Origin of the sequence: Bacteroides muris (ex Fokt et al. 2023) (assembly GCF_024704895.1) — a bacterium.
Taxonomy (GTDB): domain Bacteria; phylum Bacteroidota; class Bacteroidia; order Bacteroidales; family Bacteroidaceae; genus Bacteroides; species Bacteroides muris.
Genome location: NZ_JAMZEE010000009.1, coordinates 75,580 through 89,616, shown reverse-complemented (window position 1 = coordinate 89,616; position 14,037 = coordinate 75,580). Strand labels below are relative to the sequence as shown.

Annotated in this window: 10 protein-coding genes; 1 reads left to right on the top strand and 9 read right to left on the bottom strand. The window is 48.3% G+C overall.

Features of this window, described 5'->3' with window-relative positions:
* Nucleotides 1–67: 67 nt before the first annotated feature.
* The 3 genes from M1B78_RS05510 to M1B78_RS05500 are packed head-to-tail and all read right to left on the bottom strand — an operon-like array spanning nucleotide 68 to nucleotide 2,969.
* The gene (locus tag M1B78_RS05510) at nucleotides 68–907 is read right to left on the bottom strand and encodes an SDR family oxidoreductase (protein WP_257932186.1); all 840 of its coding nucleotides are present in this window, start codon (nucleotides 905–907) and stop codon (nucleotides 68–70) included.
* Between the two features lie 36 nt (nucleotides 908–943).
* Nucleotides 944–2,167, bottom strand: coding sequence for an NADH:flavin oxidoreductase (locus M1B78_RS05505; protein WP_257940116.1), 1,224 nt, complete (start codon nucleotides 2,165–2,167; stop codon nucleotides 944–946).
* A 31-nt stretch (nucleotides 2,168–2,198) separates the two neighbouring features.
* Nucleotides 2,199–2,969: a DUF1295 domain-containing protein gene (locus M1B78_RS05500; protein WP_257940115.1), complete on the bottom strand. Its 771-nt coding sequence runs from the start codon at nucleotides 2,967–2,969 to the stop codon at nucleotides 2,199–2,201.
* Between the two features lie 377 nt (nucleotides 2,970–3,346).
* Here M1B78_RS05500 and M1B78_RS05495 point away from each other — a divergent pair, with 377 nt between their 5' ends.
* Entirely contained in the window at nucleotides 3,347–5,242 is a 1,896-nt protein-coding gene (locus M1B78_RS05495) for an AAA domain-containing protein (protein WP_257940130.1), read from the top strand.
* Nucleotides 5,243–5,309: 67 nt separating this feature from the next.
* On the opposite strand, the gene ilvC is transcribed toward M1B78_RS05495, so the two are convergent.
* From ilvC to M1B78_RS05460, 6 genes are all read right to left on the bottom strand, one after another.
* Entirely contained in the window at nucleotides 5,310–6,353 is a 1,044-nt protein-coding gene (ilvC, locus tag M1B78_RS05490) for a ketol-acid reductoisomerase (RefSeq protein WP_257940114.1), read from the bottom strand.
* 50 nt (nucleotides 6,354–6,403) lie between these two features.
* Nucleotides 6,404–7,153, bottom strand: coding sequence for an acyl-[acyl-carrier-protein] thioesterase (locus M1B78_RS05485; RefSeq protein WP_257940129.1), 750 nt, complete (start codon nucleotides 7,151–7,153; stop codon nucleotides 6,404–6,406).
* A complete protein-coding gene (gene ilvN, locus M1B78_RS05480) occupies nucleotides 7,153–7,713 on the bottom strand; it encodes an acetolactate synthase small subunit (RefSeq protein WP_176469021.1) in 561 nt (186 codons plus the stop codon). Before ilvN ends, M1B78_RS05485 begins: the two co-directional genes overlap by 1 nt.
* A 32-nt stretch (nucleotides 7,714–7,745) precedes the next feature.
* Nucleotides 7,746–9,440, bottom strand: coding sequence for a biosynthetic-type acetolactate synthase large subunit (gene ilvB, locus M1B78_RS05475; RefSeq protein ID WP_257931248.1), 1,695 nt, complete (start codon nucleotides 9,438–9,440; stop codon nucleotides 7,746–7,748).
* A 31-nt stretch (nucleotides 9,441–9,471) separates the two neighbouring features.
* Complete coding sequence (gene ilvD, locus M1B78_RS05470; RefSeq protein ID WP_257940113.1) at nucleotides 9,472–11,271, bottom strand: dihydroxy-acid dehydratase; 1,800 nt, start codon at nucleotides 11,269–11,271, stop codon at nucleotides 9,472–9,474.
* Between the two features lie 642 nt (nucleotides 11,272–11,913).
* Nucleotides 11,914–14,028 carry a glycoside hydrolase family 2 protein gene (locus tag M1B78_RS05460; protein ID WP_257940128.1) on the bottom strand — a complete coding sequence of 705 codons (2,115 nt, stop codon included), beginning with the start codon at nucleotides 14,026–14,028 and terminating at the stop codon, nucleotides 11,914–11,916.
* Nucleotides 14,029–14,037: the final 9 nt, after the last annotated feature.

The following is a 14,037-nucleotide window of genomic DNA, read 5'->3' as shown; positions in this document are numbered from 1 at the left end:
CAGCCAGTTCAGCTACTCCATAAATAGAGAAGACGCCATATTCCGACATATGCGCCTTCTCTGTTTTTTACAACCATTTCTTCACTATATTTTCCGTTCTCTTCCACAGTTCTTCCATCTGCACATGCCGGGTGTACTTCTCCGAAAGAGACTTGGGACGGCAACTGGCATTCAATGTACCCGTACGCCTACCGGCATCCTCGTCCAGCAATAAGCCGACAGCCGTTGCAGCTCCCTTGCGGGGAGTACGGATAAAAGGTCTGAAAAGTATATCCGTCAGCGGATCAAACCACATATGCATAGTGATGATATTGGTAGACACAATCCCCGGGTCAGCCGCATTCACAACAATACCTTTGTGCTTGACGCGACTGGCCAAGTCGATGGTGAACAAAGTCAATGCCAGCTTCGTGTTGCTATATATAGGAATGCGCCAAAAGTCACCCTTTCTCCCCCGGAGGAAAAAATCCGGAAAGTCAAGACGACCGATGGCATACGTACAAGATACCATATTAACAATACGGCTCCCCTCGCCCATCAATGGCAGCAGCTTGCGGGTAAGCAGATAAGGCCCTACATAATTGACACTCACCGTCCGTTCCAGTCCGTCTTCGGTAATGCGGCGTTCCGTTTCCATGGTTCCGGCATTATTCATCAGCAACGCCAACGGCTCCCCCCGCTTCAACAGATGCTCTGCAAATGCAGCCACTGAAGCCAGAGATGCCAAATCAACGGAAGCAGTCTCAATACGCGGATTACCGGTTTCACGCATCAGCAGTTGCCGCTTGGGTTCGGCAGTCTGGGGGTCACGGCATGCCATGATGACCTGATAGCCGGCAGTTGCCACTGCGCGGGTGATTTCCATGCCCATGCCACCGTCTGCTCCGGTTATAACAGCTAAATTCATTCTAATAATTAAAAATTGAAAATTAATAACTGAAAATCAGCCTTTGGCTTCGATTCTCTCTATCTCCCTTTTCAGGCAGGGCGGAAGCTCCTCCTTCAAATGCTGATGACATGCCATCTCGACGGAATACATCCGGGCAATGCAATAATTACTATGCCGGCAGTTGCAACGTGCATTCTCTTCGGCACGCATACGGTTGACGAAGCCCGGCTCATTGAGCAGAGCACGCGCCATTTGTACAGCCTCGAAGCCATCATCCAGCACCTCATCTATCTTGCCTCTGGAAACCAGGCCGCCCACATAAACCAACGGCATCTTCAAGGCGGCACGGAATTTCAAGGCATCCTCCAGAAAATAGGCTTCCTTAAACGGTACGCTCGGTATCATCCATTTTCCTACCATGCGTACACCGTATTTCAACCACCAGCAGGTCATGTAATGCGTCATGCTGCGGATAGGCATTTCGCCCCGCATGACATACATCGGCGCCCTACTGACGAACCCACCGCTCAAGACCAGCGCATGCGCTCCCGACTGCTCCAGCCTTCGGGCCACCTGCATCGTCTCGTCCGGCTCCATCCCTCCACGGAAACCGTCGCGCATGTTCATCTTCACCAGCACAGCCATATCACTGCCGGCAGCCTTCATCACTTCTTCCATCACCATGTCCATAAACCGCATACGGTTCTGCAACGAGCCTCCGAACTCGTCTTTCCGATGGTTGGTGGACGGGGACAAGAACTGGCTGATGAGATAGCCATGCCCTGCATGAATCTCTACAGAATCAAATCCGGCCTCCCGTGCCAAATTCACCGAACGTCCATAAGCACGCGCCATCTCCGGCAGCTCATCGGCACGAAGTCCGCGCACAAAAGTAGGAGAATAAAGATTGAAACCGGAAGATGCGCCGACGGGCATACAACCGCAAATGCTTTTATGGGACATGTTGCCACAGTGTCCCAACTGGATGCCTGCCGCAGCTCCCTCCGCATGTATGGCATCAGTCAGCCTACGGAGTCCGGGGATAATCTCAGGACGCATCCACAACTGGCGGTCAAAAGACAAGCCGCTCCGGGTAACTGCCGCATAGGCCACAGTAGTCATACCTATACCTCCCGCCGCTACCGACCGATGATAGTCGAGCAACATGTCCGACGGAGCGTTTCCAGGACACATGCTCTCGAAAGCAGCCGAACGGATAGTACGGTTGCGCAAGGTCAGCGGTCCGAAAGTGACGGGGGTGAATAACTTGGATTCCATCGTTATGAGTTATGAGTTATAAATTGTTCATTTAATAGAGGAAGGGGATGATGCGTTTGCGTTTTCCTACCGCCTCGTCACCAAACTCTTCCCGATAACGGCGGTGAATGGCATCGGCACGGGGAACAAGGTTGGCAAACGTCCACCAGACGAACACCCAGGCAGCGGAAGAGGCTGTGAGTATGGCAAACCCCGTCCATTCCACCAGTTCACCGAAGTAATTGGCAGAAGTGACATATCGGTAGAGTCCTTTTTCGGGAAGATAGTGCTTCGTATCACCCGGCTTACGCAGATGACGTATCACATAGTCGGAATGCAAATTAATAACCATACCTGCAAAAAACAGAACGATTCCCAACAAGGCATGAGGTTTCAGCAAATAGGCCCAGTCGTCGGCATACAAGCCTTCGGGAGCGAAATAGAACAAACCGCCCGCCTGCATCATCCCGTTCAAAAGGTTGAAGACGATTCCCATCGCCATAATCGCTACCGGCATCCGGCTTTTACCTTTCATCAAGAACGGGAAAATAAAGGCCCGCTGAAGATAGTGCAACTGAAACAGCAGGAAGAAGGAATATGCCGGCATGGCAAATCCTGCTCCACTCTTTCCCCACAGTCCAAACATGACGACGAATACCGGCGCTTCCATAAGCGCCCACGCCAGTTTATTATTGATGGAGATTCCCCACGAAGCGGTACGAAACATGCCATAGCCCGCTTCGACAAAATAGAGTGCAATAAAAACAACCGATGCCACAGCACTCATTACCCACAGAAATATCTGAAAAGTTTCCTGATTCATAGTTCTTTATTTATATGAAGCAAAGATAAAGAAAACTCATAACAAACAAATCGTTTTCTCCGGATAAAATTGTTTTTTCATGCAAAAACCGACGTTTTTTCCTAAGAAGATTTAGCAGCAGGGATAGGAAAATCAAATCGTTCCTTCATGGAGTAAATATCGTTCCCTCACGGAGAAAAAATCGTTCCACCATGATGGAACGATTTTTTCTCCGTGAGGGAACGATTTAAAAGATGCAACTTTAATTCTTACCGTTCCTTACCTACAATACGAACCATGCCAGACAATCGGGTGAAGATTTCCCGCAGATGGCGGAATAGTTTAACTAAACAAAGCATTTTTTCCATTGAAAGCGAAGAATGACTACCTTTGCAGCCATGAAGGAACAAGATTCAAATAGTCCTATTATTCACCTCCAGCAGCAACAACTTTTGCTGCGCATGGAATACGAATACGAAAAAGAGGAATTCAAACGCCAAACCGAAAACATGGGGATTGCCCGGAAAGTGAGACGGGGACTTTGCTGGTATCCTGCCACTCCGGGACGAAGTTACTATAATTCACTGAATCAATTAGTAATAGAAATTACGCACACAGAAAATACAGATATAGAACATAATTTTGAGTTCGGCCGTCCCATATGTTTTTTCCGCCAGTCTGCCGATGAGAAAATAACCTATATGAACTTCACCGCTACCGTAAGCTATGCCGACGAGACACGGATGGTAGCGATAATGCCCGGAGCCGGTGCCGTTATGGAAGTGCAGGAAGCAGACCACCTCGGCGTGCAACTTTATTTCGACGAAACATCCTATCGGACCATGTTCGAAGCCTTGGAAGATACGTTACGCTCCAAAGGCAGCCGCCTGGCCCAATTGCGGGACATATTGCTGGGAACCTCGAAAGCCGGTTTCCGAGAGCTCTATCCCGTACGGTTTCCCTGGCTGAACTCCACGCAGGAGACAGCTGTAAACAAAGTGCTGTGTGCCCGCGACGTGGCCATTGTGCACGGCCCTCCGGGAACCGGAAAAACTACCACCCTAGTAGAAGCCATCTACGAGACCCTGCACCGTGAACCGCAGGTACTGGTATGTGCCCAAAGCAATACTGCCGTCGACTGGATTTCGGAAAAACTGGTAGACCGCGGCGTCAATGTCCTGCGTATCGGCAATCCGACCCGCGTCAACGACAAGATGCTTTCCTTTACCTACGAGCGTCGTTTCGAGAATCATCCGCTTTATCCGGAACTGTGGAGCATCCGGAAAAACCTACGTGAACTGGGCAGCCGTGCCCGCCGCGGCAGTTATGACGAACGCGAAGGCGTGCGCAGCCGTATGAGCCGCTTGCGCGACCGCGCCACCACATTGGAAATACAAATCAACGCAGAACTTTTTGACAAGACACATGTCATTGCCTCCACACTGGTAAGCAGCAACCACCGATTGCTAGGCGGACGTCGTTTCGGTACTCTTTTCATTGATGAAGCGGCCCAGGCCTTAGAGGCCGCCTGCTGGATAGCTATCCGAAAGGCAGACCGCGTGGTGTTGGCGGGTGACCACTGCCAACTTCCGCCTACCATAAAATGCTACGAAGCCGCCCGTGGAGGTCTGGAACGGACATTGATGGAGAAAGTGGTGTCCAACAAGCCTGCCGTTGTCTCTTTGCTGAAAATGCAATACCGCATGCACGAGGAGATTATGAAATTTCCTTCCCAATGGTTTTACAATGGCGAATTGGAAGCCGCTCCCGAAGTGCGTTACCGGGGCATCCTGGACTGGGATACGCCTATCCATTGGATTGACACCTCCGAAATGGATTTCAAAGAAGAATTCGTGGGAGAGACTTTCGGGCGCATCAATAAGGCAGAAGCAGACCTGCTCCTGTCAGAATTGAAAATCTACATCAACCGTATCGGTGGCAGCCGCATCCTGGAAGAAAAAATAGACTTCGGTATCATCTCCCCTTACAAGGCACAAGTGCAATATCTTCGCAACAAGATAAAGACAGACGGTTCACTCAAACCTTATCACAGCCTGCTCACCGTGAATACGGTGGACGGCTTTCAGGGACAAGAACGCGATGTTATCTTCGTCAGCCTTGTCCGCGCCAACGAAGAAGGGCAGATAGGATTCCTGAATGATTTAAGGAGAATGAACGTAGCCATCACCCGGGCACGCATGAAACTGGTGATATTGGGAGAGGCAGAGACACTGAAACATCACGGTTTTTACCGGAAACTGTTGGAGTTTATTCAAAACACAGGAAATCAATGATAAAGAAATCCCCCCTCCGGTATGAAACAACACCGAAGAGGGGATTTCACCTATTATATAAAGCTGATTAATTGTTTTCCGGACGAAGTTTGCGAACAGTAACAGCAGTCTGCCACATTTCACTTTCACGCAAGGCTTTCAATTCTGCATTCAGCTTCTCACGATAATCCGGCTTGGAGTTGCTGTCGATAGAAATCTGAGCTTCGTTGCCCGACTTCACGCTTGCATACAATTTCTGTACAACCGGCTTGACGGCATCGTGGAACGGAGTCATCCAATCCAGCGCACCACGCTGTGCCGTAGTAGAACAGTTGGCATACATCCAGTCCATACCATTCTTGGCAAACAATGGCATCAAAGATTGAGTCAACTCTTCCACAGTTTCATTGAATGCTTCAGAAGGAGTATGACCGTTTTCGCGCAATACTTCATACTGGGCCAACAGTAATCCCTGAATAGCCCCCATCAAAGAACCGCGTTCACCGGTCAGGTCGGAAGTGGCCTCGCGGACGAAAGTTGTCTCGAACAAATATCCCGAGCCGATACCGATACCCAGTGCAATCGTCTTGTCAAAAGCCTGGCCCGTAGCATCCTGATAGACGGCATATGATGAGTTCAAGCCACGCCCCTCAAGGAACATGGTACGGAGTGAAGTACCGGAACCTTTGGGAGCAACCATAATAACATCAATATCTTTAGGAGGAACCACACCAGTGCGGTCGTTCCAGGTAATAGCAAAACCATGAGAGAAGTAAAGAGCCTTTCCGGGAGTCAAGTAAGGTTTGATAATCGGCCATACAGACATTACAGCTGCATCAGACAACAGACACATGACGATAGTACCCTTCTGGCAAGCCTCTTCGATGCCAAACAAAGTCTCACCCGGCACCCATCCGTCAGCCACAGCCTTTTCGTATGTCTTGCCCGGACGTTGTCCTACAATCACATTGAAACCATTATCACGCAAGTTGCAAGCCTGACCCGGACCTTGTACGCCATAACCGATTACTGCAATTGTTTCATCTTTCAAAATCTCACGTGCTTTTTCCAAAGGAAATTCTTCGCGGGTCATTACATTCTCAATAACACCGCCAAAATTCAATTGTGCCATTTTTTGTTTTAATTTTTATTTGTGGCTTACGCCAACGTTGATAAACTTATTTATTTCTCTGTAAATATCACTTTAGAACGACAGACCACTTCGCTGCCATTCTTTTTCACCTCCACATCATAAACACCCTCACCGGCATCATCCATAAACAAAGTCAACTCATCTCCGTAATAGCTTTCGGCTACATATGCCATCTCAAAACGACGAATGCGCTTCTCCCTATACATCTCTATCGGAAACAAATCAAGGATGTGCTCGATGTAACGGATGCTGTTCACATGCCCGTTAATGTCAATATCACTGTATTTGGCCACCAAAGCAGCGGCCGGTTCTTTTGAGGCCACCTTTATCCGCGAAGGTTTTTCAATCGGGCAAGGCTCATCGCAAACATAATCTACAATGCTGCCACTATGAAGAGTCAACAAATCCGCCGGCTTACGGGTATTCATGCTAATCATCGCCCAAACGGAACGTGCGTATCCAATCTTCTTGCCCTCCTTATCAAGGATAGCGAAATTACGGTCTGTAAAAAGGCGATAGACATTCTCCACCCAAGTCTGAATGGAAAAATCCTCGTATTGATAAGGCATTTCATCCAGTTCGACCGCCAAGCGTGACAATACCCAGGTGTAATTGTCCTCGTTTAGAGTCGCGATGCCAAAACCGCGGTCGCTGGCATGGAAACCCGCACAATTCAACAAATGGTTACCCAATACTCCCATTGTCAGCCGTCCGGTAAAGTCGACATGAAACGGTTCGGCAACGAACTTGTAGGTACCTATCTTATTATTCCCGCTCATCATGACTCCTGTTGTTTACTTTGACGATATTTTGCTTCACGGTCTGCCAGATATTCATTGACACGCTCAAAGCAGCTGGTCGTAATGGCTACGCGACCCGAACGGACGAACTGAAGTACGCAATCCAACCGGCGCAACTCCTCATAAAGGTTGGTTATTTCCTCACTCATGCCATTCTTCTCTACAATAGCAAATACAGCATTCACCTCCACGATACGGGCATTGTACTTACGAATTACTTTGGACACCTCCGGTTTTTCTTCCAGCGTAGGGGTCGTTATCTTATAGAGGGCAATCTCGTGCTGATAGATTTCGTCATCCGTGAAATAATGAGCTTGCAACACATCTATTTTCTTGGTAATCTGCTTGGTCACCTTTTCAATGGTATCCTTGTCCGTCCAAGCAGTAATGGTATATTTATGCACCCCCTTGATGGAGGAGGCCGATACATTCAGACTCTCGATGTTTATCTGCCGACGAGTAAACACAGCCGTCACCTGATTCAGCAAACCGGCAAAGTTTTCCGAATGAACAATAATTGTATATAGTTTTTTATCCATAGATAGAGTAAATTCTTTAATTCCGCATGACTTCAGCATTCCAGCAACATCTGATTGACCGCCCCCCCCGGAGGCGTCATCGGCATCACATTCCCCTCTTCCTCCACACAAGCTTCGAGCAGAAACGGTCCGTCGGTTGCTATCATCTCGTCTATCGCCTTGGCCAGCTCCTCACGGGTCATTACCCTGCGTGCAGGAATATCGTACGCCGAAGCAATCTTCATATAATCCGGATTCATCATCGGAGTAAACGAATAACGCCGATTGAAGAACATCGCCTGCCATTGACGAACATTGCCCAAGAAGTTATTGTTCAACAGAATCATCTTTACCGGAGCCTTTTGTTCCATGATGGTGCCCATTTCCTGCAGGTTCATCTGCAAGCCGCCGTCTCCCATGAATACGCATACCGTGCGGTCCGGACATCCAAAAGTGGCACCGATAGCAGCCGGAAGGCCGAAACCCATAGTACCCAGACCACCGGAAGTCACAATGCTACGATTCTTGCTGTATTTGAAATAGCGGGCAGACATCATCTGATTCTGACCGACATCGGTCACCAATACCGCCTCGTTATGGGTAGCCTCACTCACGGCACGCACCACCTCGCCCATGCTCAGTGCTTTTCCTACCGGATGTAACTCCGGACGGATTACTTTTTCCTCTTCCACTTCCTCGTATTGCCGGAAACTGTCAATCCATTCCTGATGGTTCGCGGATTCCAGCAATTGGGTAACGGCAGCCAGTGTTTCTTTGCAATCGCCCAGGACAGCAACGTCGGTCTTTACATTCTTATCTATTTCGGCAGGGTCAATATCGAAATGGATAATCTTCGCCTGCTTGGCATATGTCTCCAGTTTACCCGTCACACGGTCATCAAAGCGCATGCCTACGGCAATAAGGACATCACATTTATTGGTATTGATATTGGGTCCCAGATTACCGTGCATACCGAGCATTCCTTTGTTCAAAGGATGGTCAGTAGGCAAGGCGGAAAGTCCCAATAAAGTGCATCCTGCAGGCATCCCGGCTTTCTCAATGAAAGCACGAAGCTCCTGCTGGGCCGCTCCCAGTTCCACACCTTGTCCTACCAGCACCAAAGGCCGTTCCGCACCATTTATCAACTCGGCTGCCTGCCGTATGGCTTCCGGATCCATTTCAGGAACGGGAAGATAGCTACGGACATAATCCACTTTAGTAGGGGCATATCCAGTTTTCTCCACTTGAGCGTTCTTGGCAAAGTCCAGTACGACCGGTCCCGGACGTCCGCTCTTTGCCACATAGAAAGCACGCGCCACTGCCCAGGCCACATCTTCTGCACGACGAATCTGGTAACTCCATTTCGTGATAGGCTGAGTAATGCCTACCAAGTCCACTTCCTGAAACGCATCCGTACCCAGGAAGTTCGTCCCTACCTGACCGGCAATGACAACAATAGGCGTACTGTCAATCATGGCATCTGCAATGCCCGTGATAGTATTGGTAGCACCCGGTCCACTGGTAACAAGACAAACGCCAACCTCGCCCGACACACGTGCAAAGCCTTGTGCCGCATGGGTTGCCCCTTGTTCATGGCGAACCAGGATATGGTTCAATTCCTTCCGGTGGTCGTATAAGGCATCGAATACCGGCATGATGCTCCCTCCCGGATAACCGAAAATGGTCTCTACTCCCTGATGCTTCAGAGAGCGCATCAATGCTTCTGCGCCTGTTATTAAGTTTTCCATCTATGTATTTACGATTTACAAATTACAAGTTTCAAATCAGTCTCACAGCACCTTTGTCGGCAGAGCTCACCATACTGGCATACGCTTTCAATGCTTTGGAGACTTCACGGTTACGAGTTACCAGAGCCATAGGACGTGCAGCAAGCTCTTCATCCGTCAACTTCACGTTGATAGAACGGTTCGGTATATCAATCTCGATAATATCCCCATCCTTAATCTTGCCGATATTACCACCGGCAGCCGCTTCGGGAGAAACATGTCCGATACTCAGTCCGGAAGTACCGCCACTGAAACGCCCGTCGGTAATCAATGCACATTCCTTACCCAGATGGCGGGATTTGATATAAGAAGTAGGATAAAGCATCTCCTGCATACCCGGTCCGCCTTTCGGGCCCTCGTGAGTGATGACGACGACGTCTCCACTGACCACCTTTCCACCCAGAATACCGTCGCAAGCCGCATCTTGTGAGTCGAAAACCTTCGCCGGTCCCGTAAATTTCCAGATACTCTCGTCTACACCGGCAGTTTTGACAACGCAACCGTCCTGAGCTATATTTCCCTTCAAAACCGCCAGACCGCCATCCTTGCTGTATGCATGTTCCAAATCGCGGATACAACCGGTCGCACGGTCTGTATCGAGTTCCTGATAAGACGCATGTTGTGAACCAAGTACCAGATTGAACATTCCGGCTGCCGCACTGGAGTATTTCTTGATTGCTTCTTTACATACATCAGGGCTGGTAATACTATACCGATTGATTGCCTCTGCCAACGTCATCCCATCCACACGGCGTACATTCGTATCTACCAGTCCGCCCTTGGCAAGCTCATCCATGATGGCAATGATGCCACCGGCACGGTTAACGTCCTGTACATGATACTTTTGGGTATTGGGGGCCACCTTGCATAAGCAGGGAGTCTTGCGGGAGAGCATGTCAATGTCGTCCATCTTAAAATCTGTTCCGGCTTCGTGAGCCACAGCCAGCAAATGAAGTACCGTATTAGTAGACCCCCCCATAGCAATATCCAGGGTCATGGCATTCAAAAATGCCTCGCGGGTAGCAATACTGCGCGGGAGTACGCTCTCATCCCCCTCTTCATAATATCTAAAGGCATTCTCTACAATCAACTTGGCTGCATCCTCAAACAGTTTCTTGCGATTTTCGTGAGTGGCTACAATCGTGCCGTTACCGGGCAGTGCCAATCCAATCGCTTCATTCAGGCAGTTCATGGAATTAGCGGTAAACATACCTGAGCAGCATCCGCAAGTGGGGCAGGCATGTTGCTCAATCTGTGCCACCTCTTTATCGCCCACACTTTCATCAGCAGATTTAATCATGGCATCAATCAAATCCAAATGTTGTCCGTTCCATTCCCCGGCTTCCATCGGACCGCCTGAAACAAATACAGTCGGTATATTCAGCCTCATAGCCGCCATCAGCATCCCCGGAGTAATCTTGTCACAGTTACTGATGCAAACCATAGCATCTGCCTTATGGGCATTTACCATATACTCCACACTATCGGCAATAATATCCCTTGAAGGCAGGGAATAAAGCATACCGTCGTGCCCCATAGCGATACCGTCGTCAATGGCAATCGTATTGAACTCCGCAGCAAAACATCCCAGCTTTTCAATCTCCCCCTTTACAAGCTGGCCTATTTCGTGCAGGTGCACATGCCCGGGGACGAATTGTGTAAACGAATTGACTATAGCGATAATGGGCTTACCCATCTGTTCTTTCTTCATACCATTGGCCGTCCACAATGCACGAGCTCCCGCCATGCGGCGACCTTGTGTGCTGAACGAGCTGCGTAACTGATGCTTCATCTTCAAATCTCCTTTTAATGAAAAAGCCTCTCCCACCATAGTGAGAAAGGCTTAATAAATTATCTTCTAACGTACAAATACATACATAACCTTTCTCACGCTCTTGATGCCACCACCACGACGCGAATAATATGCAGGACTGCCAGGTTAATAGATGTATGCAAATTCATAACTTAATTCTTCTTTTTTGATTCAAACGTGCTGCAAAGGTAAGGGCTTTTTTATAATATCCAAACAAATTAAAGAAAAAAATGAGATAAACATAAACAATCGTAAGGAAAATAGCCTTCAATCGTAAATATCGAAACCAAACATATACATAATACAACAAAGCCAAGGAGAACTTATCAACCTATTACCTCACGGCATCGACTGACAACTCCTTGGCTTATTTACTTGCTACAAAATTAAACTTTATATATTAATCGGGTTAGAAAGAATTGATTATTCAGCCCATTCTTTGGCTCCTTGCTCCCTCAGTTTGGCGGTGAAAGCTGCAGTCTTTTCTTCTGCCGCCTTCTCATCTTCAGGAATTGTATAAACAACATGTCCATAGAAAACATTCCCAGTTCGGCAAGGCTACCCCGTTCAGCCAAATCATACAAATAAAAAATAATTCATCATACAATTTCATTCAAAGACTTACCAACTCCCATGTTCTTTTTTGTGTTCAAAGAAGTCCGCTTCGCGGTTACATTCCCCGCGATACTCCCATTCCATCTCATCCACATATTCTCTACCTTGCCAAGTGACAACAGCCCGCAACACATTCTTACCGTCGTTCAGCAACACCTTGTCAAAGACATAATGCACATCAGTATATCCTTTCCGAATACCCGATAATTCCCGGTCATTGAGATATACCTTGGGAGTGCCGATATTGGAATACACAGTAACGGAAGTTTCTTTTCTCTCACGCAGCACATTCCGGCGTTGCGTCATGTAAAGCACCGGTTCCTTGCTCCAATTGGCCTTATACCAAAAATAAGAATCTTTTTTAATTTTACGGTCGAAAGTCATCATCCCCTTCATGTTGCGCGCATCTACACTGCCTCTTTTCGAAGTAGGAACCGCAAAGTCGAACATATTCCACAAATAGGAAGCGGTGATATAGGGATGCTTCGCAATAATGCTCCATTGATATTCATGGGTCTTGGTCTGGAACGTTTCCGGATAGAAAGGGCTTGTCCAGTTCAGGGCATCACCCAAGATTTCCGTCTGGTGGGCGATATTGGCATCCGCGCCATACTCCGTCAACATCAGGCGTTGCCAAGGATACTCTTTTTCCATCTTCTCTATCCAAGGTTTTATATCCTGTATTTTCCTTTCGTACCAGCCGAAATAACGATTCATGCCTTGTATATCCGCATTTTGATTGACCGGATGGCCGACGTTACCATAACCGTTCACCGATACGGTATAACGATCAGGGTCTTCCAGCTTGCAAAGGTCGTGGACGGATTGCGTAAGAGCCGCCGTATAACCATGTGGATGATAGACTTCATTATGAATGCCCCACACATAAATAGAAGGGTGATTGAAACTCTGGCGTACCAGTTCACGCATCTGCTGATGCGCATTGTCCCACTCTTGTCCGGTCACCCGGTTGACAAAAGGAATCTCCGCCCAAATAACCAGTCCCAACGTATCACAACGTGAATAAATATAATCAGACTGCTGATAGTGCGCAAAACGGACGGTAGTCGCTCCGATATCCATAATCTGTGCCAAATCAAAATCATGCTCTTTGTTGGTCAAGGCACTGCCCAGTCCCCACCAATCCTGATGACGGGTCACACCGTACATGGGATATTTCTTTCCATTCAAGAAAAATCCCTTGCCTGCCACCACCTCATACTTACGAAGTCCCAACGGCTGGACAACCTCGTCCAGCACACGTCCGTTCTGCAAAAGGCGTGAAACGACCTTATAGAGATAAGGATCTTCACGTCCCTGCCACAAATGAGGATTGCTCAACTTAAATTGTGAGGAATAACTTTGCACTCCCTGTGGAGTCAGTTCAAAAGCCTGATTATGCTTTTTCACCAACTTGCCGCTTCCATCGTAAATGACGTTCTCCAAGACCAACGGTACGGGAGCCAGCGTTGCGTTATCCACCTTCACTTTTACATTCACTTCGGCAGACTGTTTCGATACATTCTTCTGGGTGATATATACACCGGACGAAGCACAGTCATTGACAACAATGCCGCAAGGTTCCGTTATCACCAGCCATACAGGACGGTAAATCCCTCCGTAAACACCAAACAGAACATGATTGACAGGAATAACATCAGGACGTGCCGTATTATCGGCTTTTACTATAATTTCATTCTCCTCGCCGAACTTAACCTGCGAGCCAATCTCACATACAAAGGCGGAATAAGCCCCCTTGTGCGTTCCTGTCAAGTAGCCGTTGACGTAGACTTCCGCACATGAACCCACTCCCTCGAAACGAAGGAAGAGACGCTTGCCCTTCATGCTTTCGGGAAAGATGCACTTTTTCCGGTAATACCCCACTCCTTCATAAAAGGCGGATACCTTCTTCTGCATGTCGTCTGCATTCCAAGTATGAGGAAGGGTCACTTCCTGCCAGCCGGCATTCCACTTCACGGCAGCCTGCATGGCTTCTTTGGAGAACGGACCTTTCTTAAATTCCCAACCGTCATTGAACGACGTCACTTCGCGAGCGTCCACTTTGCAGAAGATGCCGGCCAGGAACATCAGGACACATATAACAAATGAATGCTTCTTCATCATTTCAAT

Bases quoted from the DNA above. Each gene is read 5' to 3' on its own strand.
- ilvN (WP_176469021.1), bottom strand. From the start codon at position 7,713: ATGGATAAAAAACTATATACAATTATTGTTCATTCGGAAAACTTTGCC.
- M1B78_RS05485 (WP_257940129.1), bottom strand. From the start codon at position 7,153: ATGAGCGGGAATAATAAGATAGGTACCTACAAGTTCGTTGCCGAACCG.
- M1B78_RS05460 (WP_257940128.1), bottom strand. From the start codon at position 14,028: ATGAAGAAGCATTCATTTGTTATATGTGTCCTGATGTTCCTGGCCGGC.
- M1B78_RS05495 (WP_257940130.1), top strand. From the start codon at position 3,347: ATGAAGGAACAAGATTCAAATAGTCCTATTATTCACCTCCAGCAGCAA.
- ilvC (WP_257940114.1), bottom strand. From the start codon at position 6,353: ATGGCACAATTGAATTTTGGCGGTGTTATTGAGAATGTAATGACCCGC.
- M1B78_RS05510 (WP_257932186.1), bottom strand. From the start codon at position 907: ATGAATTTAGCTGTTATAACCGGAGCAGACGGTGGCATGGGCATGGAA.
- ilvD (WP_257940113.1), bottom strand. From the start codon at position 11,271: ATGAAGCATCAGTTACGCAGCTCGTTCAGCACACAAGGTCGCCGCATG.
- M1B78_RS05505 (WP_257940116.1), bottom strand. From the start codon at position 2,167: ATGGAATCCAAGTTATTCACCCCCGTCACTTTCGGACCGCTGACCTTG.
- ilvB (WP_257931248.1), bottom strand. From the start codon at position 9,440: ATGGAAAACTTAATAACAGGCGCAGAAGCATTGATGCGCTCTCTGAAG.
- M1B78_RS05500 (WP_257940115.1), bottom strand. From the start codon at position 2,969: ATGAATCAGGAAACTTTTCAGATATTTCTGTGGGTAATGAGTGCTGTG.